The organism is Pseudomonas sp. F-14 TE3623, from assembly GCF_053629015.1.
The window spans coordinates 5,293,531-5,318,930 of record NZ_JBRJHM010000001.1 but is presented as its reverse complement, the minus strand read 5'-3'; the positions used below and the strand labels follow the sequence as shown (position 1 = coordinate 5,318,930).

Sequence of the window (25,400 nt, the reverse complement as noted above, 5' to 3'; positions counted from 1 at the left end):
CCTTTCAAGATTGATCCACATCAAATCGAGCCGTATTCCTGCAGCTCGTATCGAAAAAATCCTGTGATAAATTCCTGACCACCTGCTACGTTTTATTCAGTAGCGACGTAGTGTCATACCCGCGTCATTTTTCTTTCATGCGGGCACTTTATGCTCAGGGCACTAGTCATTTATTCAGACGATTTTTTCAACAAGCGATGGGGGTTTAATAATGGACGATTATCAAGAAGAACTGCTCGAGTATCAGGCGTTTGAACTGGACCCGCTGGAACCGGCCGAAGACGCTACCGAGCTTTAGGGGGCGTTCTCAATTAGTTTCCCCGCCGCGCCCCCTAACCTTACGCGGATTGGCGATGACTGCGGCGAAACTCGCCGGGGGTCTGGCCGTTCCAGCGTTTGAAGGCCCGTTGGAAGGCTTCGGCTGAGGCAAAACCCAGCAGGTAGGCGATTTCCCCGAACGCCAGTTCGGTGTCGCGGATGTAGGTCATGGCGAGGTCGCGGCGTGTATCGTTGAGAATTGCACGAAATTGCGTGCCTTCCTCGGCGAGTTTGCGACGCAACGTCCAAGTTGGCAGCTTCAGGCGTGCCGCCACTTCTTCCAGGTCGGGCTCCCGACCACCATTGAGCAACGGCCCCAGTAACTGAGTGATGCGTTCACGCAGGCTGCGGGTGCGTGTCAGTTGCTCCAGTTCCCGTTCACACAGTTGCAGCAGGTGCCGCCAGGTGCTCGGGCAGTGCTCCGGGTTGCGCTGGGCGAGGCTGTCCAGGCTCAGGCGCAGTTGGTTCTGTTCGGCGCCAAACTGAATCGGACAATCCCCCAGCACGGCGTATGCCTCGCGGTAATCCGGCGCCTGGAATTCGATCTCGATCCGTTCAGCGCGTACCGGGGCAGGGCTTACGCTGGATAATTGCTGCAACCAGCCGGCGATGATCGAATCCACCACGAAGCGGTTGTAGGCGTTGTAGGGGCTGATGGAATAGAACCGCAGCCAGGCACCTTGGGCGTCTTCGTGAAAGCTTGACTGGCCGCGATAGTTGGAGCCGTACAGTGCTTCGAAGCGAATCAGGCAGCGCGCCGCTTCCCGCACGGTGGGGGCTTGGGCGGCGGTGACTCCGGCCAGGCCGGCCTGGCTCAGGCGACTGAGCTGGCCCATGCGCAAACCCAATGCCGGGTCGTCGGTCAGTTGAATGGCGCCGTGACCCAGGCGCATGTAGCGCGGGATCGAGAGACGGGCGCCGGCTTCGGCCAGCCGTGCGGCATCGAGGCCGTATTGTTCAAGCAGTGGTTGTGGGTCCAGGCCATGGCTGCGCACGGCGTCGGCCAGGCTATGGACAAAGCCCACCGACAAATCCCCGAGACGCATCGGCTGCGGTTTCATCGGCTTACAGCCAGAGGTTCAGCAAACGCGCGCCCCGGGCATCGCCGTCGGCGAATTGTTGCCCGTTGCTGCTGAGGAAGCTCTGACCGGCGCTGCCCTTGTCCCAGAACTGACCGCGCAGGAACACGCTCATACCGGCGATGGCCTGGCTGCCGGACGGTTGGGCGATCAGCGTCAGCCGATGCCAGGCCTGACCTTCACTGAGTTCGCCAGCTTTGAGGCTCACAGAGTTCGGCGTGGACTGGCCTTTGTAGCCAGGCCACGGTTGATCCCAAGACCCGTGTCCGACGACGAACGCCGGGACCGCCACCAGTTGCGCGCCTTGATCGTCGAGTTTGCGATAGTTGTCCGGATACCAACTGTCGCTGCCGATCAGCACGCCCAGGCGTCCGGCCGGTGTATCGACGACGTTGATCGTGTGCTCGGAATTGGCTTCGACAGTGTCGCGTCCAGCGAAAGTCGGGTGCATTTGCCGCTGAGGCTGGCCGATCGGCAAACCATCGCGACCGAACACTACGCTGCTGTTGTACAGGGCACCGCGGCCAATCTTGAGGGTGCCATCGCTGATACTCGGCTCGGGCAACACGATGGAACCCGCCACCAGCGTCACGTGGAAGTCTTTCGCCAGGCCGCCGAACAGTGCCTGATAATCCCTGGCCATTTTCTTGGCTTTCATCCGCAAGTGCGCATCGTCGAGACGGCTACCGCCCTCGGCGCTGATCAGGGCGCGGATGAACTGCAACGGGTTGCTCACCGCCAACCAGTTCATGGCTTCCTTGAGCGTAGCGGCCTGGTACAACTCGTCTTTTTCGCCGCTGATCATCAGCCAGGTGCCGACATGTTCGGGCAGTACGACGATGGTTTTTTCATTCAGCAGGCCTTGATCCTGAGCCTTCTGCAAGTAGGCCGCGAGCTTGCGGTGCAAGCGTTCGGGGCTTTGATAATCGGTGGGGAACAACTCGGGCTGGATACCCAGAAGATTGCCGCGATCGGCGGGAGTGCCCTGATCGACCGCGAGACTGATGCGCAGGTCCGACAGGTAATGACCCACCGGACGGTCCGCGGCCCACATGGCGTAGGTCGTGAGGGCGGCGATCAACGCCATGGAGAGGGTCAGGTACAAAAGTTTGCGCATGGGGAAACAGTCAACGGCCGTGTGCAGGGTTCGCGACTAGGGTAGGGCTCATGCCCGCGCTTGCCAAGGGGCGCTGCACATTTGGATCAATAAGTTGTCAGTTACGGTCATTGAGTGACAGCAGTGCGACTCTTAGTCTGTCGAACATGACTGACGGGGGCCGAAGAGCTCCTGCACTTTTTCCGTGATCGCTCGTTGTGGAGTTACCGATGGCCGCCGCTCATTACCCGCACCTGTTGGCCCCGCTGGACCTGGGTTTTACCACGTTGCGCAACCGCACCCTGATGGGCTCGATGCACACGGGCCTTGAGGAAAAGCCCGGCGGTTTCGAGCGCATGGCGGCGTATTTCGCCGAGCGTGCCCGTGGCGGTGTAGGCCTGATGGTTACCGGCGGTATCGGCCCGAACGATGAGGGCGGGGTTTACTCCGGCGCGGCCAAACTCACCACCGAGGAAGAAGCCCTCAAGCACCTGATCGTCACCCGAGCGGTGCACGAGGCGGGCGGCAAGATCTGCATGCAGATTCTTCATGCCGGGCGTTATGCCTACAGCCCGAAACAGGTGGCGCCGAGCGCGATCCAGGCGCCGATCAACCCGTTCAAGCCTAAAGAGCTGGACGAGGAAGGCATCGAGAAACAAATCAGCGATTTCGTCACTTGTTCGACCCTGGCGCAAAAAGCCGAGTACGACGGCGTCGAGATCATGGGCTCCGAAGGTTATTTCATTAACCAGTTCCTTGCGGCCCACACCAACCATCGAACTGACCGCTGGGGCGGCGCTTACGAAAACCGCATGCGCCTGCCGGTAGAAATCGTCCGCCGGGTGCGCGAAGCGGTCGGCCCGAACTTCATCATTATCTTCCGCCTGTCGATGCTCGATCTGGTGGAAGGCGGCAGCAGCTGGGAAGAGATCGTGCAATTGGCCAAGGCCATCGAGCAGGCCGGTGCGACGATTATCAACACCGGCATCGGCTGGCACGAAGCGCGGATTCCGACCATCGCCACCAAAGTACCGCGTGCGGCGTTCAGCAAGGTCACGGCCAAACTGCGTGGCTCGGTGAATATTCCGCTGATCACCACCAACCGCATCAACACCCCGGAAGTCGCCGAGCAGATTCTGGCCGAAGGCGATGCCGACATGGTGTCCATGGCACGGCCGTTCCTCGCCGACCCGGATTTCGTCAACAAGGCTGCGGCCGGGCGTGGCGATGAAATCAACACCTGTATCGGTTGCAACCAGGCGTGCCTGGATCACACCTTTGGCGGCAAGTTGACCAGTTGCCTGGTGAACCCGCGGGCCTGCCATGAAACCGAGCTCAATTACCTGCCGGTGCAGCAGATCAAGAAAATCGCCGTGGTCGGTGCCGGCCCCGCAGGGCTGTCCGCCGCGACCGTGGCTGCTGAACGTGGTCATCAGGTGACGTTGTTCGATTCGGCCAGCGAAATCGGCGGCCAGTTCAACATCGCCAAGCGTGTACCTGGCAAGGAAGAGTTCTTCGAAACCCTGCGTTACTTCAACCGCAAATTGCAGACCACCAATGTCGAGCTGTGCCTGAACACCCGTGTGGATGTGGCGCAGCTGGTCGAGGGCGGTTACGACGAGATCATCCTGGCGACCGGCATTGCCCCACGGGTGCCGGCGATTCCGGGCGTCGAACACGCCAAGGTGCTGAGTTACCTGGACGTGATCCTCGAACGCAAACCGGTGGGCAAGCGCGTCGCGGTGATCGGCGCCGGTGGTATCGGTTTCGACGTGTCGGAATTCCTCGTTCATGAGGGCGTGGCCACCAGTCAGGACCGCGAAGCGTTCTGGAAGGAGTGGGGCATCGATACACACCTCGAAGCGCGCGGCGGTGTTGCGGGAGTCAAGGCTGAGCCGCATGCGCCGGCCCGCGAAGTGTTCCTGCTGCAACGCAAGAAATCCAAGGTCGGCGACGGTCTGGGCAAAACCACTGGCTGGATTCACCGCACGGGACTTAAGAACAAGCAGGTGCAGATGCTCAACAGCGTCGAGTACCTGAAGATCGACGACGAAGGCCTGCACATCCGCATCGGCGAAAGCGGCGAACCGCAGGTGCTACCGGTGGATAACATCGTGATCTGCGCCGGACAGGATCCGTTGCGTGAGTTGCAGGACGGTCTGATTGCGGCCGGGCAGAACGTGCATTTGATCGGCGGCGCGGACGTGGCGGCGGAGCTTGATGCCAAACGCGCGATCAATCAGGGTTCGCGGTTGGCGGCTGAGTTGTAATACGCAGGTTTAAGGTGCCAATGGCCATCGCGAGCAGGCTCGCTCCCACAGGTTTTGTGGTGTTCACGTATTTTGTGACCGACGCAAATCCAATGTGGGAGCGAGCCTGCTCGCGATGGGTTCCTTTGAGCGACTAGAATGCGGGCTCTATCTGAGAACGATCAGGCGCCAATGCTTTCCCCACCAACAAACTGGCTCCCCCAGGCCCCTCTCGAACCCCTTCACCTCGACTGGCTCACCACTGCCGGCATCGAAGTAGCCATCCTGCGTCTGGACCAGATCGACCCGCTGATCAGCGGCAACAAGTGGTTCAAACTCATCGTACACCTGAAAGCCGCCGACCAGACCGGCGCCCAAGGCATCATCAGCCTGGGCGGTGCTCATTCCAACCATCTCCATGCATTGGCCGCTGCAGGCAAACGCTTCGGTTTCACCACGGTCGGCCTGCTGCGCGGGCATCCGCAAGACACCCCGACGGTGAAGGATTTGCAGGCATTCGGCATGCACTTGCATTGGTTGGGTTATGGCGGTTATCGAGCGCGGCACGAACCGGGCTTCTGGCAGCCATGGCGGGAGCAATACCCTGAGCTACATCCAGTGCCGGAAGGTGGTGGCGGCTTGCTTGGGGCGAAGGGTTGCGGGCAGTTGGTGACTCTGGCCTGCGAGCAATTGAGCGGTCTGGGCTGGAGCCACTACGACGGCTGGTGGCTGGCCTGCGGAACGGGCACCACCCTGGCCGGGCTGGTTCTGGCCGAGGCGGGCGAACATCCGGTGTATGGCGCGTTGGCGGTGCCTGACGATCACGGCGTAGTGCAGCAGGTCGAGAGGATTGTGCAGGAGGCCGGTCTGATCGATCCCGCCTATGAACTGCTGGACGCCAGCCGTGGCGGTTTTGCCAAAGTCGATCCGCCGTTGCTTGCATTCATCGAGCACACTGAACAGGCCAGCGGCATTCCCCTCGAACCGCTGTACACCGGCAAAGCGCTGCTGGCGCTCAAGCAGCAAGTCGAGGCGGGTAAATTTGCCCGGGGCACGCGCTTGATCTTCATCCACACCGGCGGCTTGCAGGGCCGCCGGGGTTTCAGTTCACACACCTTTGTGGCGAGGGGGCTTGCCCCCGTTGGACTGCGCAGCAGTCCCAAAACCTAAAAATGCGGTGTGTCAGGCTCGACACGGTCACAGATTATGGGGCCGCTTCGCAGCCCAACGGGGGCAAGCCCCCTCGCCACAGGGATCGGTGGTTTCGGTAACCTGGCTCAACCGCGCTTGGGCACCATCCGCAACAAGGTGTTATCGCGCACCACATAGTGGTGATAAAGCCCGGCCACGGCGTGCAGCCCGATCAGCCAATAGCCGATCGTCCCGCCGAGCACATGCCAGCCCTCAAGCTGCTTGGCCAGCGGTTTGTTTTCTTCCATTAGCAACGGCAGATCGATGCCATAGAACATCACCTGATGCCCCTCGGCGCTGGTAATCAGCCAGCCCAGAATCGGCATGGTGATCATGAAAATATACAGGGCCCAATGCATCAGTTTGGCGAGCAGGGTTTGCCAGCGAGGGGAGGCGGGGAAGATCTGCGGTGCCGGTCCCAGGCTGCGGGCGAACAGCCGTAGCCAGACCAGCACGAACACCGTCAGGCCGAGCATGAAGTGGGCTTCTTTGATCAGCGTCCGGCCGCCGCTGCCCTTGGGGAATATCCCGCGTAATTCGATACAGGCGTAAACCACTATTAGCAGCACCAGCATCAACCAGTGCAGCGCGATCGATACGGTGCTGTAGCGTGATTCTGAATTCTTCCAGGGCATACGGCGTTCCTCACAGGTCTGGTCTGAAGTCACCGTTCTTGTTCGACGGCGTGGGGTTAACTGTAATCCTGTTTGGTGGGTTTGCCTGAGGTAAAGGGGCTGTTCAATGCTCTGGATCAAGTGATCGGCCACAAAAAAACGCCAGTTCCGTTAAAGGAGCTGGCGCTTTTTTATGAAGCGAGAGGTGTAATCAGTCGGTTTGCGGCATCTCGCCCTTGGCCAAGCGCTTGTTGATGTCGGCGATCACCTCGGGCAAGTCGGTGATGGTGTCGATCATGTAGTGCGGCCGCGAGCCTTCGAACATCGCGTGAATGCGCTTGCGTTCGCTGGCCAGTTTATCGCTGCCCAGGGCGCGATAGCCTTCGTAGTCCAGGCCCAGCGCGTTGCCGGAGCAAATCAATGCCACGGTCCACATGCCGGCGCGGCGACCTTCGAGAATGCCCGGCACTGTGTCGTCGATCTTCACGCAGGCCGCGACGTCGTCGATGCCCAGGGCAATCACGTTGGCCAGTGCCTGAGCCGGCCATGGGCGGCCGTTGGGCACTTCGTCGGTAGCGACCACGTGATCGGCGACGTAGCCGTTGGTGGCGGCCAGTTCGACGACTTTGTCCATGACCTGTTTCGGGTAGCCGGAGCACGAGCCGATCTTGATCCCTTGCTGGCGCAGGTTGTCGATGGTGTCCAGGGCGCCCGGAATCAGGGCCGAGTGTTCGGCGATTTTTTCGATCTGCAGCGGCATGAAGCGTTTGTAAATGGCGGTGACGTCATCGTCGGTCGGAGTGCGACCGAACACTTGGCGATAACGCTCGGCGACTTGCGGCTGATCGCACAGGGTACGAATGTGGTCCCACTTGCCCATGCCCATCGGCCCGCGGGCTTCTTCGATGGAAACCTGGACGTCGAACTCGGCGAAGGCTTCGACAAAAATCTGCGTCGGGGCGAAAGAGCCGAAGTCGACCACGGTGCCGGCCCAGTCGAGGATGGCGGCTTGGAGTTTGGTTGGGTTTGTATAGTTCATGGTGATCAAATCCTGTGGCAACTGGCTAATAGGGGAGCTGCTTTTGGTGGGAGCGGGCTTACTCGCGAAGGCGGTGTGTCAGTCGACATCAATGTTGAATGTCAGTCCGCTTTCGCGAGCAAGCCCGCTCCCACAGGGATAGGGGGTGAATCAGATGTCGAGTACTTCCATCTCGCGCAGCACTTCGGCGACCGCCGCCACCGCTGCGTGCATTTCGGCCTGGTTGACGTGGCCGATGCAGCCGACGCGGAAGGTTTCGACTTGGGTCAGTTTGCCGGGGTAGAGGATGAAACCCTTGGCCTTGACCCGCTCGTAGAATTCCTTGAACTGATAGCGCGGGTCTTTCGGCGCGTGGAAGGTGACGATGATCGGCGCCTGGATCGTGGCGGGCAGGAAGCTGCGCAGCCCCAGTTTGGCCATGTCATCGAGCAGCACCTGGCAGTTATTGGCGTAGCGCTGATACCGTGCGGGCAAGCCGCCTTCTTCGTTGTATTGCAGCAGCGCTTCGTGCAGCGCCGCGACCACGTGGGTCGGCGGGGTGAAGCGCCATTGGCCGGTCTTGGCCATGTAGGTGTGCTGGTCAAACAAGTCCATCGCCAGTGAGTGCGAGTTACCGGCGGCATTGGCCAGCGCTTCTTTGCGCGCAAAGACGAAGCCCATCCCCGGCACACCTTCCAGGCATTTGCCCGAGGCGGCGATCAGTGCGTCGAATGGCACGTCTTGGGCGTCGATCGGCAGGGCGCCAAACGAACTCATGGCGTCGATGATCAGGCGTTTGCCGTGTTGCTCGATGACGTGGGCGATTTCCGCCAGCGGGTTGAGGATGCCGGTGCTGGTTTCGCAGTGAATCAGCGCGACGTGGGTAATGCTGGCATCGGCCTTCAGCAGGCGGTCGACGTCGGCGGCGGTGGTCGGTTCGTCTTCGGCGGTTTCGAAGGTGCTGAACGAACGGCCGAGTACTTCGCAGATTTTCGCCAGGCGTTTGCCGTAGGCGCCGTTGATCAATACCAGCACTTTACCGTCGCGAGGCACCAGCGTGCCTATCGCCGCTTCGACCGCGAACGTGCCGCTGCCTTGCAACGGCACGCAGTAATGGCTGTCGCCGCCGTTGATGATGGTCAGCAGTTGTTCGCAGAGGCTGGCGGTCAGTTGGTTGAAGCGGTCATCCCATGAGCCCCAGTCGACCATCATTGCCTGACGGGTGCGGCTCGATGTGGTCAATGGGCCGGGGGTGAGCAGGATGGGCTCGGCAGTACTCATTCTTGTGTCCTCGCAAAAGCTCAGTGGGATGAAGCTACGGGACATAAATTGCAATTTGGTGAGCCATCAATCAAATTGTTTGTTGTTATGCCAGTCATCAGTGAGGGTTATTCATGAATCTGTTTCAGCTGCGGGCCTTCGACGCTGTGGCTCGGGAAGGCAGCTTCACCCGCGCCGCCGAGCGCCTGTTTATCAGCCAACCGGCGGTCACCGGGCACATCAAGGCGTTGGAGGAGCACTACCAGATCACCTTGTTGCGACGCACCGCGCGGCGCGTCGAGCTCACGGAAGAGGGCACCAAACTGGCGGCAATCACCCGGGCGATGTTTGGCCTGGCCGAAGAGGCGCAGGTGATGCTGGAGGCCAACCGGCAGTTGCTGACCGGGCGCCTGGAAGTGGCGGCGGACGGGCCGCACATGGTCATGCCGATGCTCGCCAGCCTGCGCGCGCGTTATCCGGGGATCACCGTGAACCTGCGGTTGGGCAATGCTCAGGAGACGTTGGCCGCGTTGTTGTCAGAGCATGCCGACGTGGCGGTGCTGACCGAAGTCGAGCCGCGCAAGGGGTTGCATCTGCAAGCGTTGAGCGAGTCGAGGATTTGCGCGTTGGTGCCTGCTGGCCATCCGTGGGCGCAGAAGTCAAAAGGGATGCCGCTCAAGGATCTGGACCAGGTGATCATGGTGTTGCGTGAACCAAGTTCGATTACCCGACGCACATTCGACGAGGCGTGCGCTCAGGCCAACGTCAATCCACGGGTGTTGCTGGAACTGGACAGTCGCGAGGCAGTGACCGAGGCCGTGGCCGCAGAATTGGGCGTGGGCGTGGTGTCGTCGGTGGAAGTCAGTCACGACCCGCGGGTGGCGGCGGTGCCGATTATTGGCGGGGGGTTGGTCAATCGGCACATGATCGGGTGCATGGAGCGGCGGCGGGATTTGCGCTTGATACAGGCGTTTTTTGGGTTGGCGCCTGGTAGATAGACCGAGGCGCGGCCTTCGCGAGCAAGCCCGCTCCCACATTTGATCTTCAGCGGACACAAATTGTGTGTACGACAGAGATCCACTGTGGGAGCGGGCTTGCTCGCGAAGGGGTCGGACCTGCCCTACACAAGACTCTCGCGAACCATCTCCAGAAACGTCGCCACCACTCGCCGCGAACTCTGTTCGCGCAAGCACACCAGCGTCTCCGTCAGCCGCCGTGTGCAATCGGTAATCGGCAACGCACAAACCCGCGAATCCGCGCCGAACTCAGCGGCCGACACCACCCCCACGCCAATCCCGACCACCACTGCCTCGCGCGCCGCTTCCCGGCCTTCGACTTCAATCGCCGGGCGGATGCGAAACCCGGCCCGGGCCATTTCCTCTTCCAGGGTTTGCCGCGTCACCGAGCCGATTTCCCGCAGCACCAACGGTGTGTCGTCCAGGTCCGCGAGGCAGATGGATTCGCGATCGGCCCACGGATGATGACGCGAAACGAACGCCACCATCGGGTCATTGCCGATCAGCCATCGCCCTATGCCGGCCTGTTGCAGCACCGCCTGAGCGAGTTCTTCCCGGCGTTCGCCAAGGTCAAGGTCGAGGCCACCTGGAACGGGCCTTCGGATCGCTCGGTGACGGGGCTGCCGTTCTTCGGCCAGATGAGCACCAGCGGCAATGTGTTCTACGGTTTCGGTTACTCCGGCAGCGGCGTCGGGCCTTGTCATATGGGCGGGCAGATTCTCGCCTCGATGGTGCTGGGGCTGGACAATGCCTGGACCCGTTCACCCTTGGTGAATGGCCCGTTGGGTTTTTTTCCGCCGGAGCCGATCCGTTACCTCGGCTCATTGATGGTGCGCAACGCCATCCGCCGCAAAGAGCGCGCCGAGGATCACGGGCATCGGCCACGGCACCTCGACGTGCGGCTAGCGAAGTTTGCCGCGGCGGCGGGCAAGGCCGACAAGGGATGAAACTCAAGGTGCGAGATCCGAGCGATTGACCAGCCAATCGAGCAGTAGACGACCATCGCGACGTGGCTCCGGAGCGGGGCGGGAAGGCTGGGGATGGCCCATGCCGGCACACAAAACCGGTCGGTCCGGGTCGCTGTCGAGGAAACTGACCAGCACGTCGGTGCCGGCCATGGGCAATCTGGACGGATCGATCCGACCGTCCGGCGTTGCGAGGGCGACCGGTAGCCAGAGACCGTCGGATTCATCCGCCTCGAACGCCGGCGTCGGCCATAACCTGACCTGTATCCGGCCCTGGTCATCGAGCGCCGCCGGTTGCCCGACGGAGCCCAGCACTTGGGCGGTCTGATAGCCCGGGATGCTCGGCCTGGCGTGTTTGAGCGCCGGTCTGAACACCGTTGACCAGGGAATGGCCGTGAACTGATTGCTGTAGCGCCGGGCACTGCCGGGCTGGCCCTCGGCGAGAATCGACGGCTGCTGTCCTTGGTGCCGGATATCGGTGAGCAGCCACTGATCGTTGAAACTCGAGAGCGGGTGCTGCGCCACTTGCAGGATCCGTCCGCTGCACAGTTCGCTCTGATTGCTTTGGCCGTGGATCTGCCGTTGCTGGCAACGCAGGCGTTCCATCCGTCGGCGGCTGAACTGGTCGTGATGCAGCTGTTCAGGCGCGGGGCGTGCCGTCATCGGGCCCGTTCTGGTGAGCGGGTGGTTGGCCGCCCCATCGCCGATCACCTGCGCGCCGCGGTTTCTGGCCTCCCATCGTGTCGGGGCGAGGTCCGGGTCATGGCGCTGGAACAGTTCGCTGATCACCGGCAAGGCGAAGTCGTTGAATGCGTCGTCCTGGAACGGCATCAGCAGCGGCTCCTGAGGGAAACTCAGGCTGTCATCGGCCAGCACCAGCACGTGCCCGTCGTGCTGATGTTCGAAGTGATAGTGGATGCCTTCTTCCTCACACAGCCGCTGCATGAAGGCCAGATCGCTCTCATCGTACTGAATGCAAAAAGGTCGGGGCGGGTAACACCCGTTTGCCAGTTCGAAGCGGTAGCTGTGTTCGGGTAACTGATGTTCCTCCAGCAACTGGCGCACGATCGCGGGCACGCTGAGACGATGAAACACCCGACGCGAGCTGTGCAGGTGAAGTTGTTGAAGATGGGGTGCCAACACCAGGGAGTAGCCGATCCGGTGCTTGCCGCGATGTTCGCGACTGACGCTGTGGATCACGCCGTGAATGCCCTGGTCCCCCGCTAGCCGCAAAAACGCCGGTTGTTGCAGCCATTGGTCGAGGCGCATCGCCGGGGCGAGGCCGATCACGTCGATGTCGAATCGATAGGGCTGGTTGAGACCTTCACGGCCACTGAACTGCAACACCTGCAGACTCAAACCGCCGTCCAGGAGTGTCAGGGTAAAGGGGCTTTCCTTGTCGTTGTGCATCGAGCGCGCTTCTGCCAGGGAGGATGGGCGCAGAGGGTACGAAACCACAGCCCTGAAGCGTCACCGCAAATCGACTTTTCAGAATCGCCCTACAAACACTGGTGAAGATGTCGATTCGTCACGGGGTGAAGATCTTGGAATTTTTGGTCGATTGGCATCTTTAGGCCGTATAAACTTGCGCAATGCGTCGGCCAATAGATGTCTCGGCGCCACAGATCAAGAGAGTGAGTAATGGGCGCACAGTGGAAGGTTAAACACAAAGAAGCGGCATCCAACGCCAAGGGCAAGATCTTCGGCAAACTGGTGAAAGAAATCACCATCGCTGCCCGCAACGGTGCCGATACCGCCACCAACGCACACCTGCGTCTGGTGGTCGAGCAGGCCAAGAAAGCCTCGATGCCCAAGGAAACCCTGGATCGCGCGATCAAGAAAGGCGCGGGCCTGTTGGGCGAAACCGTGCAATACCATCGCGTGACGTATGAAGGGTTCGCACCGCATCAGGTGCCGCTGATCGTTGAATGCGTGACTGACAACATCAACCGCACCGTCGCTGAAATCCGCGTCGCGTTCCGTAAGGGCCAGTTGGGCGCTTCCGGTTCGGTGGCCTGGGACTTCAACCACGTCGGCATGATCGAGGCGTCCCCGGACAGCCCTGACGCCGATCCGGAAATGGCTGCGATCGAAGCCGGTGCCCAGGATTTCGAACCGGGTGAAGACGGCGCGACGCTGTTCCTGACCGAACCTGTGGACCTGGATGCGGTACAGAAAGCGCTGCCGGAGCAGGGTTTCACCGTGTTGTCGGCCAAGTTGGGCTATCAGCCGAAGAACCCGGTCAGTGGTTTGAGCGACGAGCAGATGGCAGAAGTCGAAGCGTTCCTCGAAGGCCTCGATAATCACGATGATGTGCAGGACATGTTTGTCGGGTTGGCGGGTTAAGTCTGTGTGTCATTGACGGCTTGTTGCCTGGCAGGCCGTCTTCGCGAGCAAGCCCGCTCCCACATTCGATCTGTGGCGTTCACAAATCCTATGTGGGAGCGGGCTTGCTCGCGAATGACCGCGCAGCGGTCACCGTCCCTTCAACTCCCGCACAACCTCGCTGAACCCCGGCCGCGCCAGCACATCCGGCTGACAGCAGCGCTGCTGCAACGCCTCTAACGCCTCACGCCCTTCATCGCTCAGCCCCGAGTCGATCCGTTCCAGCAATTCCCCCAGCAGCACCCCGAACGCCCGCACCTCGATCCGTTGCAGTGCGCGGCTTTCAAGGCTGTCCGAAGTGGCATGGAAAGACGCCGCGCCAAAATCGCCCAACAGGCAATCACCGTGCTCGTTCCACATGATGTTGTGACCATAGAGGTCACCGTGGGTGATGCCTTGGCGGTGCAAATGTTCAGCCACTGAAGCAATGCCACTGGCGATGCGCAGCGCCACGTCAGCGTTGAATCGGGTGTCGTCGGCGTAGACGTCGCGCGTGCAGGACGCCAGGCTCGGCAGCCCGGCCAGGTTGCGGTAACTCGGATCGATCAGTTGCATCACCAACCCGGCCTGCGCCTGCGGATGGCCGACAATCCGCCCTTCGACCCGGATCAAGTTGGGGTGAATGCCGGCGGTGATGCAGGCGTTCATTTCGTGCAGCGGCGAGCCATCGCTGGTCATTTCGCCTTTATAGAGTTTTACCGCGACCTGTTTCGTCTGCTCCCACAACGCCTGATGAATGACCCCCGACGCGCCTTCGCCGAGTTTTTTCGCCAGGCTCAGCTGGGACCAGGGAATGCTCGCCGTGGCTTCGAGGGCGGCGGCATCGGCTTCGGTTTCCAGTGGGTTACCGGCGTACGCCAGCCAGGTCAGGCTCGGCAGGGTCAGCAGCCACTCGGGAAGCTCGGTGAGCTGATTGGCGGCGATGCGGATCAGTTCGAGTCGATGGCAATGGCTCAGGCTTTCGGGGAGACGCTGTAACTGGTTGCCGGCGAGCATGAGCTTTTGCAGATGCGGGCGTTCACCCAGTTCGGTCGGCAGATCCGTGAGGCGGTTGTCGGTCAGGATCAGCCAGCGCAACAGCGGCGGCAGGGCGGCGCCCGGCACGTTTTCGATGGCGTTGGCCTTGAAGCCGATCATCGTCAGCGCGGTGCATTGGCCGAGGCAAGCGGGCAGTTCAGTGAACTGGTTGTCCGAGCAGAACAGCACGCGCAAACGGGTCAGGCGGTGCAGGTCGTCCGGCAGGCTGCGCAAGGCGTTGCCGCTGAGGTTGAGCACTTCGAGCGAGTCCGCCAGGTCGAAGATTTCCCGGGGGAACTCGGTCAGGCCGCAGGACAAGTCCAGACGGGTGATGCCCGACAGTTGGCCGGCGCGCAGTTGTGCGAGGGTATGCATGGACAATCCGATACTCGAAAAGAGGGAATGGAGCTTAACGGGCGCCATTTTAACGATAAATGGACGTGGCAGTCGCTTAAAGTCAGGGGAGGCATTCAACTGTTGAGCGCATGGTTGCGTGTGAGTCTCAGGGGGGCTTGGACCGTTTGTCGTTACTGTCATTTCTGATAGTAGATATTGTCAAGGCCATTCTGGTGATATGGGGGAGCCTTACGAAAGGGTCGGAAGGTGTAATCCATGTCAGAGGATTTATCATGTCAATTAAAGATTCAATGAGGGGCTTCGTTGGGACTCTTGATTTTGTTCAAGATCCGTTTTATGTAGCGGTCACTAAGGACTCTGCTTACGCCTATGCCAGTTTCTACTATGCTGGACAGTTAGCACAGATAAAAACCAGTACCGGTGATTTCAAAATTTTTGATGTTGGCAAAGATCCGCTGGATGTTGCTGTAAGCGAGAGTGGAAGAGTCGTGTATGTAGCTAACAGAGGCAGTGGCACTATTTCGGTTGTTGATACTGATAGAAATGAAAAAAGAGATATTGTTGTGGAGGGAGGGCCTTCTTATGTGGAGCTGAGTCGTGATGAACGGTATCTGTATGTCGTCAACCGGTTTGAGTTTGAACTTCTAGTGGTTGATGTCGCTCGGGAGAATGTTGTGCGGAAAGTCAGTATTTCAGGGCTTGCAAATGGCATTGCAGTTAATCCGCATCGACCTGAAATTTACCTGACTATCAGTGGTGTGTTGATGTTAGTAAATACTGAAACGTGGACCGTAGAACGTATTCCTATCGCAGAAGGGGCGTCAGCTATTACTCTGGATAAGGCCGGAGGCTATGCTTATATCGCTAGTCATGTACTTCGCGGTAAAACTATAGAAGGCAGAGTTTTAAAGTTTGATATTAGTAATAGGGAATTTAAGTCAGTCGTTGTGGGTGCCAATCTTTCCGGGATCGCCCTGAGTAATGATAGTCGTCTTGCATTTATCACCGATAATTTCAATGACAAAGTTTTCGCAGTGAGTACCGAAACACTTAAGGTTGAGCGGGAGTTTGCTGTGGGGAATGAGCCGAAAGGAGTTGCTATTTCGCGATATAGTGGTTTTGTCTTCGTCTGTAACAGTCAAGGGAGGTCCATGACTGTTTTTGATCCTGCGGCGTAGCAAAATTTTTCACCGCTGTTTATTAAATGTTGCCTCACTGGAATGGTAACCTTTTTGAGAGGAACTGCAAAAACGCCAAGATAAGTTGATGTTCCTCTCTATCTTTTCTCTTTCTAAGGTCTTTGCGTTTTTCTGGTCGAAAGCGAGGCTTGCCCGCGAAGAACGATGACGCGCAGTACCTGAAAAAACGCGGTGCATTCTTCGCGGGCAAGCCTCGCTCCCACAGGATTTTCGGCGCAGGCTGCAGTCTTTTGATCTTCGAGGTTAGCGCTCGATACTGCGATTCCACCGGGCATTCCACGCCGGGCGCTGTTCGTTGACCTGATCCCAGTCGATGGCGATCGCGGTGGTCAGATACTGTTTCATCGCCTCGACCTGACCGCGGGTCTTGTCGGTGGTTGGCGTATTCGGGTTGGATGGAATCTGATCGCCGTCTTCAAGCGCAGCGGCTTGTGCTTCGGGCGTCAGCAGGAAGGCGGCGAGTTTTTGCGCCAGTTCCGGTTGGGTGTTGTTGGCGATGGCGCATTCGGCGACGTTGAGCACCACGGAGCCTTCTTTCGGCTGTGCATATTCCACCGGCATGCCCTTGAGCTTCAGCGCGGTGACCTGGGTCGGCGTCAGTGGGAACAGCGCCGCTTCGTCGGTCTGGAGCATTTCGGAAATTTTCGCGGAACTCGGAATGTACTCCAGCACGTTGCGCCCGACAGTGTTCGGCCAAGCCTTGAACCCCGGTTCGACGTCGGTTTCGCTGCCACCCTGAATCCGGTTGAACATCAGGAAACCGTGCAGGCCGAAGGTCGAAGACGCCATCGACTGGAACACCAGTTTGTCCTTGAAGCGCGGGTCGGCCATGTCCATCCAGGAGGTCGGTGCGTTCCAGCCTTTTTCCTTGAACAGCCGCGTGTTGTACGCCAGCCCCGTGACCCCAAGGCTGACCGCCACGGCTTGATCCTTGATGCGGCCCTTGGCCGGAATCTGTGCCAGGGGCGGACTGTCTTCGAGTTTGTCGCACAAACCCATGGCGATGGCGCGGTACATGATGCCGTCGTCGAGGAACATCACGTGCATCTGCGGGTTGCCTTTGCTGGCCTGGACCTTGGCCAGAATATCGGCGGAGGTTCCCGGCACGATCACCACTTTGACGTTATTGGCTTTCTCGAAGGCCGGCAGCACCTTGTCGGCGTAGAGCCGCTCCATGGTTCCGCCGTTCATGCCCAGGTAAAGCGTCGGTTCTGCCTGGGCCTGGCTGACCGTGAGCAGGGCGCCCACGCAAGAAAAACCGAGCAGTGCACTGCGTTTGAAATGATTCATGGCGCGACCTTCCTCTATCAAGCAACGGAGATGGAGTGAAACCGGGTGATGGAAAACGTATCCAGCGGCGTCTTTGACGCGCCGCTACAGATGATCTCGGTGAGCGCCTGGCCCACCGCAGGCCCGATCTGAAAGCCCGCACCGGCAAAGCCGAACGCGTGCAACAGACCGGGTTGGGTGCTGCTGTGACCGATCACCGGTTGGCGATCGGGCAGATAACCTTCGGTGCCGCTCCAGGTGCGAATCGCCTGGGCACCTTCAAGAAACGGGTAGAGTTCGACGGCCTGGCGCAGGATCTCGATGACGGCGTTCTGACCAGGCCGGGCGCGGGCGTTATCGAGGGCAAAGCCCTGGCCGCCGCCCAACACACAATTGCCGCGAGCGACCTGACGGGCATAGATGCCGCCGCCCTCGACGCCGGTGCTGGCGTTCATCACCAGCGGCAACGGTTCGGTGACCAGCATTGCCGGGTGCCCGGCGTGCATTGGCACCGCTTCGCCGAATTGCGCAGCGAGCTTTCCGGCCCAGGCGCCGGCGCAATTCAGCAGCCAGGGGGCGTGCAGCTCGAGGCCGGTTTGAGTGCTGACGCGAAAGCGCTGACCGTCATGCTCCACTGCGGTCACTGCGCATTGTTCATGGATCTGCGCGCCGTGCCGACGCGCGGCCTGCGCGAAGGCCGGAGACACCAGTCGCGGGTTGGCGTGGCCGTCGTCCGGGCACAACGAGGCACCAACCGCGACCTCTCCGACCCACGGAAAACGTGCGCGCAACTCATGGCGATCGAGTACCTGCAAATCGAGGCCGAACCCCTGGCTGCTGGCGGCGTAATCCTGCAAGGCGTGCAGGTCGTTGAGGCTGCGGGCGAGTTTCAGGTGGCCGCTGCGCTGGTACTCGCCGTTGATGCCGATCAGCTGAGGCAGTTGCCCCCAGATCTCGTGAGCCCGTTGCGACAGCGGCAATTGCGACAGCGGCCGGCCCTGACGACGCACGCCGCCGTAGTTCACACCGCTGGAGTGCGAACCGCAAAAGTCCCGCTCCAGCAACGCAACGCGACGACCGGCCTTGCTCAGAAACAGGGCCGCGGAGGCCCCGACAATGCCGCCGCCAATAATGATTGCATCGACCTCGATCATGGCTCGACCTCCAGACCGAACGGCAGGGGTTTAATCGGCGCCTGTGCCCGTAACCGGCCGATGTCGGACAGGTTGCGCTGGCTTGTGCAGGCGATGATTTCCGCTGCGGCGGCGCCGCACATCCGCCCTTGGCAGCGACCCATGCCGACCCGGCAATGGGCCTTGACCCGGTTGATCTCCCAATGGCCTTCGCGCACTACTTGGCGGATGTCGCCGGCGCGCACTTCTTCGCAGCGGCAGATCATCAGGTCATCCGCGGCGTCGGAGGCCCAGCTTTCGGGAAAGATAAAGGCGCGCTCCAGGCCTTGGCGGAATCTGCCGATAGTGTTCAGCGACTGTTCCAATTGGGTGGCACGCTGTGGTGGGATCAGGTAACCGATGTCTTCAAGCAGCGCCAGGGCTGCCCGTTCACCGGCCATTTCAGCCGCGTCGGCGCCCATGATGCCGGCGCCGTCACCAGCCAGGTACACCTCGGCGATGCTGCTGCGACCGGCGCTGTCGCGCTGCGGCAGCCAGGCGCGGTTGAGCGGGTTCCAGGTGAATTCACAGCCCAGCAGATCGGCGAGTTGGGTTTCACTGCGCAGGCCGTGGGCGAAGGCTACGGCGTCGCATTCGATTCGATGTTCGCTTGCTGCGTTATGCCAGTTCAGCGATTGCACGCGGTGTTCGCCATCGATGCGTTTCAAGGTGGCGCCCTGGTGCACGGGGATGCCGTGGGCGGTTAGCCAGGTGCGGTAATAGACGCCTTTGGCGAGAGTGGCCGGTTGTGACAGCAGGCCGGACAGGGCGCGGGCCTGAGCGCTGAAGGGCGAGCTGTCGAGTACGGCGATCACGTTGGCGCCGGCCTTGGCGTATTGGTACGCCACCAGATACAGCAACGGCCCGCTGCCAGCGAACACCACGCGTTCACCGATGGCACAGCCTTGAAACTTTAAGGCAATCTGCGCCGCACCGAGGCTGTAGACTCCCGGCAACGTCCAGCCTGGCACCGGCAGAATCCGGTCGGTGGCGCCCGTGGCGACAATCACGCGCGAGAACTCCAGCCGTGCGGCCCGGCCTTCATGCAAGGTGTCGAGCGCGCCAGCCTCGGCGTTCCACACCAGGGTGTCGGGGCGGTAATCGAGTTGCTCGCGCAGTTCGTCGATTGTCTGATGCAGTGCCTTGGCCTTGCGTGCTTCGAAGCCATACAGCTTGACCGGCGAACGCTTGAAATTCGCCGGCTGACGCCGATAAATCTGCCCGCCACCGCGCGCGGCTTCGTCCAGCAGGACAGGGCGCATGCCATGGGCGACGAGAGTTTGCGCCGCACGGATTCCTGCGGGGCCCGCTCCGATGACGACCACAGACTTCATACCCACCTCATCGGCGTTGCCCAGATTATTTGTGACCGCCGCTGAACCCCTGTGGGAGCGGGCTTGCTCGCGAAGGGGGCGGAACATTCAGCAGATATGCCAGCAGACAGTCCGCTTTCGCGAGCAAGCCCGCTCCCACATTTGATTGGTGTTGCCCACCTGTTTTGTGATCGGCGCGGCCCCCCTGTGGGAGCGAGCCTGCCCGCGATGACGGCGGCACATCCAATATTGATGCTGGCTGACAGATCGCTTTCGCGGGCAAGCCCGCTCCCACAGGGAGATGGGTTTGTGCAGGGAAAGTGGGTGTTCATACCAATCGCCCCGGTTCGCGGTTGATGTGTTGTCCGGCTTCAAGCAGCGTTGAGCAGGCGCGCACCCGGCGGCCATCGCCCAGGCGTACCCAGCAGTCCTGGCAGGCGCCCATCAGGCAGAAACCGGCGCGGGGCTCGGCGCTGAAGTCACTGCCGCGCAGGTGTTCGCTGCAAGTCAGCACGGCGGTCAGCAAGGTGTCGCCGAGCAGGCCACGGGCAGGCTTGCCGTCGAGGGTAAAGTCCAGGGCCGGGCGGTCGCCTTCGGCCAGTCGTTTCAGCAGAGCCATGGCGCCCTCATTGTTTACCCACCAGAACCCGATCCAGGCCGTAGACCCGATCAAGCAGAATCATCGTCAGCGCGGTCAGCGCGATCACCAAGGCCGACACCGCCGCCATCATTGGATCGATGGATTCGGTGGCGTACACGTACATGCGCACCGGCAGCGTTTGCGTTGCGGGCGAGGTGACGAAGATCGACAACGTGACCTCATCGAAACTGTTGATGAACGCCAGCAGCCAGCCACCGGCGACGCCCGGCAAAATCATCGGCAAGGTGATTTGCCGGAACAGCGTAAAGCGTCCAGCGCCCAGGGATTGCGCGGCGTGTTCGGCGCTGCGGTCCAGACCGATGGCCGAGGCCAACACCAGGCGCAGCACATACGGCGTGATCACCAGCACATGGGCGAAGATCAGCCAGGCGAAGCTGCCGTTGACGCCCATCAGCGCAAACAACCGCAGCAACGCGACGCCCAGCACCAGGTGCGGAATGATGATCGGCGACAGGAACAGACCGTTGAAAAAGTCCCGGCCGGGGAACTCGAATCGAGTGATTGCCAGGGCTGCCGGCACCGCGATCAGCGTCGCCAGCGTGGCGGCACAGAACGCCAGGATCAGACTGTTGTAAAACGCATCGACAAAGTCCGCGCGCTCGAACACTGCGCGGAACCAGCGCAGGGAAAACTCCGTGGTCGGCAGGCTCAGGGTGTTTTCCGGGGTGAACGCGACGAGGCACACCACCACCAGCGGCGCGAGCATGAACAGCACCACCAGGGTATGGAACAGCAGGGCGAAAGGACCGTTTCTGGACATGACGAATTATCCCAATGACTTCTTGTAGCGGCCTTCGATCATCCGGTTCCACGACAGCATGATCAGCAGGTTGAGCAACAGCAGCGCGACGGCGATGGCCGCGCCCATCGGCCAGTTGAGCTCCGACAGGTACTGGTCGTAGATCAGCGTGGCGACCATCTTTATCCGGCGTCCGCCGAGCAGTCCGGGGATGGCAAATGAACTGGCCGCGAGGCCGAACACGATCAAGGTGCCGGAGAGCACGCCGGGCATGATTTGCGGCAGCACCACTTTGCGCATCACCGTGAGGTGGCTGGCGCCCAGTGACAGCGCGGCGTGTTCGGCGGCCGGGTCGAGTTTTTGCAGCGAGGTCCAGACCGGAATGATCATGAACGGCAGCATCACGTGAACCAGCGCGATCACCACCGCGAATGGCGTGTAGAGCAGCTTCATCGGCGAACCACCGAAGGCTTGCAGCGTCTGGTTGACCAAGCCGTCGGCGCCGAGCAACAGGCTCCAGCCGAAGGCGCGCACCACCACCGAAATCAGCAACGGCGTGAGGATCAGAATCAGGAAGATCGAGCGCCACGGCGCACCCATGCGGCTGAGGATGTAGGCCTCGGGCACGCCGATCACCACGCAGAGCAGGGTGGTCAGGGCGCTGATCCAGAACGTGCGCAGAAAGATCTCGTAGAAGTACGGATCGCCCAGCAGGCTGCTGTAGTGATCGAGCGTGTAGGCGTCGCTGTTGATCCCCGAGCTGTAGTCGAAGACGTTGAACGACAGCACCAGCGTCAGCAGCAACGGGATCACCAGCAGACCGAAGTACAACGCCAGGGCCGGTGCGGATAACCAATAGCCCTGACGTCTCTGGCGGATGACGGCAAGCGTACTCATGCCGACACCTCGTCGACACTCAGCACCCGCAGCAATGTTGCATCCCAATCGAGCCCGACCGCCGTGCCTTCAATCAAGGGGGCGGAACCGTCGTTGCGACGTACCACGCTGAGTTCGCCCAACGATGTCGATACGCCGTACAGCCATTGGCTGCCCAGGAAAAAGCGGCTGACGATCTTGCCTGGCAGACGGCCCTGACCTTTATCCAGCAAGTCGATTTTTTCCGGGCGCAGGCTCAGGGTCAGTTCGCCGTTGCCACGACCGCAGACCTGCACAACGCCAGCGTTGTCCCGTTCGCCGGGCAGCAGATTGGCCTTGCCGACGAAGCCGGAAATGAACTCGGTGCGCGGGTGTTCGTAGAGGGTGTAGGGCGCGTCGATCTGAGTGATGCGCCCGGCCTGCATCACCACCACCCGGTCGCTGATCGACAGCGCTTCTGACTGGTCGTGGGTGACCATCAGTGTAGTGATGCCGACTTCGCGCTGGATGCGGCGGATTTCGAACTGCATCTCTTCGCGCAAATTGGCGTCGAGATTGGACAGCGGCTCGTCGAGCAGCAACACCGGCGGCTCGATCACCAACGCCCGGGCCAGCGCAACCCGTTGGCGCTGACCGCCGGAGAGCTCCCGTGGGTAGCGCTCGGCGTGTTGGTTCAGACGTACCAGTTTCAGCACCCGATCCACCCGTTGCTGCAACTCGCCGTTGGGCACTTTGCGCATGCGCAGGCCGAAGGCGACGTTGTCTTGCACGGTCATGTGCGGGAACAGCGCGTAACTCTGGAACACCACGCCCAGACCGCGACTGGCGGGTTTGGCGTGGGTGATGTCGCGACCGTCCAGGACAATGCGCCCGCTGCTGACTTCGACGAAGCCGGCGATCATTTGCAGGGTGGTGGTTTTGCCGCAGCCGGAGGGGCCGAGCAAGGAAACGAACTCGCCTTTCTCCACTGACAGATTGGTGGCGACGACCGCGTCGATCTCACCATAACGTTTGCCGAGGTTTTCAAGTTGCACGAAGGCCATGACTGCGCTCCACCTGAGATTGTTATGCGTCGCCAAAGGCGCGCTTTTTTGTATGGGCAGATACGAAAAGGATGTTGCCGGGGTGCGCTGGCGCTCGACTTCTGTCGGCTGCCGCTGTTGTTCGAATCGCCCCTGATGGACGCAGAGTAGGACGAAGAATAGGATGGGCTCAATGGCCTATTTCACTGAAGCGATGATTATTTTCAGTTTCATTCAGTGAGTAAATTTATTGTCGAGAAATCACATGCCTGATTCCATTGAGCGGAATGAAAACAAAAATGAAGTCGGCGTGGGTGCCGTCTCAAGACTATTTGCGGTGCTGCGCAGTCTGGGTGATACCGTCGAGGGCGGAGAACGCGTGACGCAACTGGCGCAGCGCATTGGTTTGTCGCAACCAACCACCCACCGCTTGCTGCGCAGCCTGATGGACGAGGGCATGGTCGAGCAGGACGCGCGCAGCAAACGCTATCGCCTGAGCCTGGAGTTTTTTGCCTTGGCGGCCCGCGCCGGCAACACCGGCAACTTGCGCGAACTGGCGCGGCCGGCGTTGCTGCGGCTGTCGGCTTCGTTGGGGGATTCGTTGTTTTTACTGGCACGCAGCGGCTTCGATGCGATCTGCCTGGACCGCAGTGAAGGGCCGTTTCCGATCCGCACGTTTACCGGTGATATTGGCGGGCGGGTGGCGCTGGGTGTGGGGCAGGGCAGCTTGGCGATTCTGGCGTTTCTGCCGGAAGAGGAACGCGACACGGTGATTCATTACAACCTGCCGCGGCTCAAGGATTTTCATCTGTACGACGAAGTGTTCCTGCGTTCGGAAGTCGAGAATGTGCGCACCCTCGGTTACGCAGGGCGCAACACTGGCGTATTGCAGGGCATGGCCGGGGTGGCCGTGCCGATCCTCGACCGCGAAGGCCGGGCGGTGGCGGCGCTGAGTGTGGCCACGGTCAGCGATCGCCTGGGGCCGGATCGCTTGCCGACGGTGGTGGAGATGCTCAAGCGTGAAGCCGCGCTGATCGGGCCGCGGATCAATCCGTTCGATCCGCTGTTGCGAAGGCCTTCGCAAGTGTTTGGGCCGGGTTGACCACAATCTCAGACCTCCACAAATCCCCTGTGGGAGCGGGCTTGCTCGCGAAAGCGGTGTGTCAGTCGACATAAACGTTGAATGTTAAACGGTCTTCGCGAGCAAGCCCGCTCCCACATTCGATTGGTGTTGTCTCCGCTTCCGGAGATCAGAACTTCAAAGTCTGTTTGAGCATCTGCGCCGCCGGCGTATCACTCGGGCTGACCATCGCATAGTTGTACCCGGCCCCCGACCAGTACTCCGCCTGCAGTTCACCATCACTGCGACTACCGCGAGGCAGCAGAGTATTTTTCGGCCCGGGTGGCCGGACGTAAAAGCTGACTTTATGGCCGCTCTGATCCTCGTATACCACCATCGCCGCCGGCCCTTGTTCGGTGCTGAGCAGCCGCCCGCTGATGGGTGTGTATCCGGAAGCGGTCAGGTTCGGCAGGCGTTGGGCCTGGTTGAAATACCGATCGAGCCAGCCCTGCATGTCGCCGTCATCGCTGACGGTGTAATCCGCCGGCAGGATGCCTTGCTGGGCAATCAGCCGGTAGGCCTGCATCGCATCGGTCATCGGCAGCGGGGCGCTGACCAGGGTCATTTGCCGCGCCTGCCAACCGCTCAATCCGCCGATGCTGACTGCGATCAGCAACACCGCCGCGCTGGCCAGATGGCGGCGCGACTGGCGTTTGACTCGCTGGCGAATCATTGCCGGGTCGAGTTCCGGGTTGTCCGGTTGCTGCAAGGCGCCGCTCAGGGCCGCGCGCAATTGTTGGGCATCGTGTTGCCAGGCGCGTACTTGCGCGGCCACTTCGGTGTTGTTGGCCAGATAAATCTCCACCCGATGCTGATCGGCATCGCTGAGTTGGTGATCGACGTAGGCGTGCAGGTCACGCTCGCTGGGAGGCATGCTGATCATTTGAGTCTCCGCAGAGAAGGGTGGGTGATTTCGCCGTCGCTGAGCTGGCGCAAGACTTGGCGTGCGCGGGACAGGCGCGACATCACGGTGCCGATGGGGACGTCGAGAATCTCGGCGACCTCCTTATAACTCAAGCCTTCCACCGACACCCAGAGCAGCAGCGCGCGCTGTTCGGTGCCGAGCTGATCGAAGGCTTGCAGGGTCGATTGGGCGATCACCGTGCGTTCTGCCGAAGGCTGCGCATCATCACGGCCGGTAAAAAATTCGAGCATTCGCGCATAACGGCGGGAGCGGCGATGGGCGTCGAGAAACTGCCGATAAAGGATCGAAAACAGCCAGGCACGCAAGTCGCCCTCGGGACGTTTGTCGCCCCAACTCGACAGCGCCCGCTCAAGACTGGCCTGCACCAGATCGTCGGCGCTGCTGGAGTTGCGCGTGAGCGATACGGCGAAACGCCGCAGCCTGGGAATGACTTCCCTGAGTTGTTCGTCGATATCGTTCATGAAGTTCTGACTAGTCACTACGCTGTGGACTAGGAAGACGCCCGGCATTCGAGGTTATTCCACGCTTGGAAAAATAAA

Annotated in this window: 22 protein-coding genes and 2 pseudogenes; 7 read left to right on the top strand and 17 right to left on the bottom strand. The window is 60.8% G+C overall.

Annotated elements, in window-relative coordinates; translation table 11 throughout:
• Positions 1-338: 338 nt before the first annotated feature.
• Positions 339-1,379: an AraC family transcriptional regulator gene (locus AB7M29_RS24850; protein WP_454248220.1), complete on the bottom strand. Its 1,041-nt coding sequence runs from the start codon at positions 1,377-1,379 to the stop codon at positions 339-341.
• A gap of 4 nt (positions 1,380-1,383) precedes the next feature.
• Positions 1,384-2,514: a carbon-nitrogen hydrolase family protein gene (locus tag AB7M29_RS24845; RefSeq protein ID WP_454248219.1), complete on the bottom strand. Its 1,131-nt coding sequence runs from the start codon at positions 2,512-2,514 to the stop codon at positions 1,384-1,386.
• Between the two features lie 209 nt (positions 2,515-2,723).
• Between AB7M29_RS24845 and AB7M29_RS24840 the strand changes: the two genes are divergently transcribed.
• Together AB7M29_RS24840 and AB7M29_RS24835 are read left to right on the top strand one after the other, a co-directional pair.
• Positions 2,724-4,763 carry an oxidoreductase gene (locus AB7M29_RS24840; RefSeq protein WP_454248218.1) on the top strand — a complete coding sequence of 680 codons (2,040 nt, stop codon included), beginning with the start codon at positions 2,724-2,726 and terminating at the stop codon, positions 4,761-4,763.
• 171 nt (positions 4,764-4,934) lie between these two features.
• Positions 4,935-5,912, top strand: coding sequence for a 1-aminocyclopropane-1-carboxylate deaminase/D-cysteine desulfhydrase (locus AB7M29_RS24835; RefSeq protein WP_454248217.1), 978 nt, complete (start codon positions 4,935-4,937; stop codon positions 5,910-5,912).
• Between the two features lie 107 nt (positions 5,913-6,019).
• Here the strand turns inward: AB7M29_RS24835 and AB7M29_RS24830 are convergent, their stop codons facing one another.
• The 3 genes from AB7M29_RS24830 to AB7M29_RS24820 form a co-directional block, all read right to left on the bottom strand.
• Positions 6,020-6,568 (bottom strand): cytochrome b, encoded by a 549-nt coding sequence (locus tag AB7M29_RS24830; RefSeq protein WP_217857225.1) that lies wholly within the window; start codon positions 6,566-6,568, stop codon positions 6,020-6,022.
• Positions 6,569-6,758: 190 nt separating this feature from the next.
• Positions 6,759-7,586 (bottom strand): phosphonoacetaldehyde hydrolase, encoded by an 828-nt coding sequence (gene phnX / locus AB7M29_RS24825; RefSeq protein WP_454248216.1) that lies wholly within the window; start codon positions 7,584-7,586, stop codon positions 6,759-6,761.
• Positions 7,587-7,736: 150 nt separating this feature from the next.
• Positions 7,737-8,846, bottom strand: a complete 1,110-nt coding sequence (locus AB7M29_RS24820; RefSeq protein WP_454248215.1) for a 2-aminoethylphosphonate--pyruvate transaminase — start codon at positions 8,844-8,846, stop codon at positions 7,737-7,739.
• A 113-nt stretch (positions 8,847-8,959) separates the two neighbouring features.
• Between AB7M29_RS24820 and AB7M29_RS24815 the strand changes: the two genes are divergently transcribed.
• Positions 8,960-9,823, top strand: a complete 864-nt coding sequence (locus AB7M29_RS24815) for a LysR substrate-binding domain-containing protein (RefSeq protein ID WP_454248214.1) — start codon at positions 8,960-8,962, stop codon at positions 9,821-9,823.
• 122 nt (positions 9,824-9,945) lie between these two features.
• On the opposite strand, the pseudogene AB7M29_RS24810 reads toward AB7M29_RS24815, so the two are convergent.
• Positions 9,946-10,338: pseudogene (locus AB7M29_RS24810) on the bottom strand (LysR substrate-binding domain-containing protein); the annotation flags it as partial.
• On the opposite strand from AB7M29_RS24810, the pseudogene AB7M29_RS24805 reads away from it, so the two are divergent.
• Positions 10,285-10,788 (top strand): annotated as a pseudogene (locus tag AB7M29_RS24805) (FAD-dependent oxidoreductase); the annotation flags it as partial. The pseudogenes AB7M29_RS24810 and AB7M29_RS24805 overlap by 54 nt on opposite strands.
• 3 nt (positions 10,789-10,791) lie before the next feature.
• Here AB7M29_RS24805 and AB7M29_RS24800 read toward each other — a convergent pair.
• Positions 10,792-12,216: a type VI secretion system Vgr family protein gene (locus tag AB7M29_RS24800; protein ID WP_454248213.1), complete on the bottom strand. Its 1,425-nt coding sequence runs from the start codon at positions 12,214-12,216 to the stop codon at positions 10,792-10,794.
• Between the two features lie 231 nt (positions 12,217-12,447).
• Between AB7M29_RS24800 and AB7M29_RS24795 the strand changes: the two genes are divergently transcribed.
• The gene (locus AB7M29_RS24795) at positions 12,448-13,152 is read left to right on the top strand and encodes a YebC/PmpR family DNA-binding transcriptional regulator (RefSeq protein WP_217857219.1); all 705 of its coding nucleotides are present in this window, start codon (positions 12,448-12,450) and stop codon (positions 13,150-13,152) included.
• 129 nt (positions 13,153-13,281) lie between these two features.
• Here the strand turns inward: AB7M29_RS24795 and AB7M29_RS24790 are convergent, their stop codons facing one another.
• Positions 13,282-14,583: a leucine-rich repeat-containing protein kinase family protein gene (locus AB7M29_RS24790; RefSeq protein WP_454248212.1), complete on the bottom strand. Its 1,302-nt coding sequence runs from the start codon at positions 14,581-14,583 to the stop codon at positions 13,282-13,284.
• A 110-nt stretch (positions 14,584-14,693) separates the two neighbouring features.
• Between AB7M29_RS24790 and AB7M29_RS24785 the strand changes: the two genes are divergently transcribed.
• Positions 14,694-15,743, top strand: a complete 1,050-nt coding sequence (locus tag AB7M29_RS24785) for a beta-propeller fold lactonase family protein (protein WP_454248211.1) — start codon at positions 14,694-14,696, stop codon at positions 15,741-15,743.
• Between the two features lie 264 nt (positions 15,744-16,007).
• Here the strand turns inward: AB7M29_RS24785 and AB7M29_RS24780 are convergent, their stop codons facing one another.
• From AB7M29_RS24780 to AB7M29_RS24750, 7 genes are all read right to left on the bottom strand, one after another.
• Complete coding sequence (locus AB7M29_RS24780) at positions 16,008-17,054, bottom strand: ABC transporter substrate-binding protein (RefSeq protein ID WP_217857217.1); 1,047 nt, start codon at positions 17,052-17,054, stop codon at positions 16,008-16,010.
• A gap of 17 nt (positions 17,055-17,071) precedes the next feature.
• Positions 17,072-18,187, bottom strand: a complete 1,116-nt coding sequence (locus AB7M29_RS24775; RefSeq protein WP_454248210.1) for an NAD(P)/FAD-dependent oxidoreductase — start codon at positions 18,185-18,187, stop codon at positions 17,072-17,074.
• Positions 18,184-19,539: an FAD-dependent oxidoreductase gene (locus AB7M29_RS24770; protein ID WP_454248209.1), complete on the bottom strand. Its 1,356-nt coding sequence runs from the start codon at positions 19,537-19,539 to the stop codon at positions 18,184-18,186. Before AB7M29_RS24770 ends, AB7M29_RS24775 begins: the two co-directional genes overlap by 4 nt.
• 307 nt (positions 19,540-19,846) lie before the next feature.
• Complete coding sequence (locus AB7M29_RS24765) at positions 19,847-20,137, bottom strand: (2Fe-2S)-binding protein (protein WP_454248208.1); 291 nt, start codon at positions 20,135-20,137, stop codon at positions 19,847-19,849.
• 7 nt (positions 20,138-20,144) lie between these two features.
• Positions 20,145-20,939 (bottom strand): ABC transporter permease, encoded by a 795-nt coding sequence (locus AB7M29_RS24760; protein WP_007896923.1) that lies wholly within the window; start codon positions 20,937-20,939, stop codon positions 20,145-20,147.
• Between the two features lie 6 nt (positions 20,940-20,945).
• Positions 20,946-21,815, bottom strand: a complete 870-nt coding sequence (locus AB7M29_RS24755; protein WP_217857213.1) for an ABC transporter permease — start codon at positions 21,813-21,815, stop codon at positions 20,946-20,948.
• Positions 21,812-22,837: an ABC transporter ATP-binding protein gene (locus AB7M29_RS24750; protein ID WP_454248207.1), complete on the bottom strand. Its 1,026-nt coding sequence runs from the start codon at positions 22,835-22,837 to the stop codon at positions 21,812-21,814. Before AB7M29_RS24750 ends, AB7M29_RS24755 begins: the two co-directional genes overlap by 4 nt.
• Positions 22,838-23,081: 244 nt before the next feature.
• On the opposite strand from AB7M29_RS24750, the gene AB7M29_RS24745 reads away from it, so the two are divergent.
• Positions 23,082-23,918, top strand: coding sequence for an IclR family transcriptional regulator (locus AB7M29_RS24745; RefSeq protein WP_217857211.1), 837 nt, complete (start codon positions 23,082-23,084; stop codon positions 23,916-23,918).
• Positions 23,919-24,066: 148 nt separating this feature from the next.
• Here the strand turns inward: AB7M29_RS24745 and AB7M29_RS24740 are convergent, their stop codons facing one another.
• On the bottom strand, positions 24,067-24,819 hold the full coding sequence (locus AB7M29_RS24740) for an anti-sigma factor family protein (protein ID WP_217857210.1): 753 nt from the start codon (positions 24,817-24,819) through the stop codon (positions 24,067-24,069).
• Positions 24,816-25,322 carry an RNA polymerase sigma factor gene (locus AB7M29_RS24735; RefSeq protein ID WP_454248206.1) on the bottom strand — a complete coding sequence of 169 codons (507 nt, stop codon included), beginning with the start codon at positions 25,320-25,322 and terminating at the stop codon, positions 24,816-24,818. The genes AB7M29_RS24740 and AB7M29_RS24735 overlap by 4 nt, the downstream gene beginning before the upstream one ends.
• Positions 25,323-25,400 lie beyond the last annotated feature (78 nt).

Coding starts and splice junctions, on each gene's coding strand:
- AB7M29_RS24850 (WP_454248220.1), bottom strand. CDS start 1,379: ATGAAACCGCAGCCGATGCGTCTCGGGGATTTGTCGGTGGGCTTTGTC.
- AB7M29_RS24845 (WP_454248219.1), bottom strand. CDS start 2,514: ATGCGCAAACTTTTGTACCTGACCCTCTCCATGGCGTTGATCGCCGCC.
- AB7M29_RS24840 (WP_454248218.1), top strand. CDS start 2,724: ATGGCCGCCGCTCATTACCCGCACCTGTTGGCCCCGCTGGACCTGGGT.
- AB7M29_RS24835 (WP_454248217.1), top strand. CDS start 4,935: ATGCTTTCCCCACCAACAAACTGGCTCCCCCAGGCCCCTCTCGAACCC.
- AB7M29_RS24830 (WP_217857225.1), bottom strand. CDS start 6,568: ATGCCCTGGAAGAATTCAGAATCACGCTACAGCACCGTATCGATCGCG.
- phnX (WP_454248216.1), bottom strand. CDS start 7,586: ATGAACTATACAAACCCAACCAAACTCCAAGCCGCCATCCTCGACTGG.
- AB7M29_RS24820 (WP_454248215.1), bottom strand. CDS start 8,846: ATGAGTACTGCCGAGCCCATCCTGCTCACCCCCGGCCCATTGACCACA.
- AB7M29_RS24815 (WP_454248214.1), top strand. CDS start 8,960: ATGAATCTGTTTCAGCTGCGGGCCTTCGACGCTGTGGCTCGGGAAGGC.
- AB7M29_RS24800 (WP_454248213.1), bottom strand. CDS start 12,216: ATGCACAACGACAAGGAAAGCCCCTTTACCCTGACACTCCTGGACGGC.
- AB7M29_RS24795 (WP_217857219.1), top strand. CDS start 12,448: ATGGGCGCACAGTGGAAGGTTAAACACAAAGAAGCGGCATCCAACGCC.
- AB7M29_RS24790 (WP_454248212.1), bottom strand. CDS start 14,583: ATGCATACCCTCGCACAACTGCGCGCCGGCCAACTGTCGGGCATCACC.
- AB7M29_RS24785 (WP_454248211.1), top strand. CDS start 14,694: ATGGTTGCGTGTGAGTCTCAGGGGGGCTTGGACCGTTTGTCGTTACTG.
- AB7M29_RS24780 (WP_217857217.1), bottom strand. CDS start 17,054: ATGAATCATTTCAAACGCAGTGCACTGCTCGGTTTTTCTTGCGTGGGC.
- AB7M29_RS24775 (WP_454248210.1), bottom strand. CDS start 18,187: ATGATCGAGGTCGATGCAATCATTATTGGCGGCGGCATTGTCGGGGCC.
- AB7M29_RS24770 (WP_454248209.1), bottom strand. CDS start 19,539: ATGAAGTCTGTGGTCGTCATCGGAGCGGGCCCCGCAGGAATCCGTGCG.
- AB7M29_RS24765 (WP_454248208.1), bottom strand. CDS start 20,137: ATGGCTCTGCTGAAACGACTGGCCGAAGGCGACCGCCCGGCCCTGGAC.
- AB7M29_RS24760 (WP_007896923.1), bottom strand. CDS start 20,939: ATGTCCAGAAACGGTCCTTTCGCCCTGCTGTTCCATACCCTGGTGGTG.
- AB7M29_RS24755 (WP_217857213.1), bottom strand. CDS start 21,815: ATGAGTACGCTTGCCGTCATCCGCCAGAGACGTCAGGGCTATTGGTTA.
- AB7M29_RS24750 (WP_454248207.1), bottom strand. CDS start 22,837: ATGGCCTTCGTGCAACTTGAAAACCTCGGCAAACGTTATGGTGAGATC.
- AB7M29_RS24745 (WP_217857211.1), top strand. CDS start 23,082: ATGCCTGATTCCATTGAGCGGAATGAAAACAAAAATGAAGTCGGCGTG.
- AB7M29_RS24740 (WP_217857210.1), bottom strand. CDS start 24,819: ATGATCAGCATGCCTCCCAGCGAGCGTGACCTGCACGCCTACGTCGAT.
- AB7M29_RS24735 (WP_454248206.1), bottom strand. CDS start 25,322: ATGAACGATATCGACGAACAACTCAGGGAAGTCATTCCCAGGCTGCGG.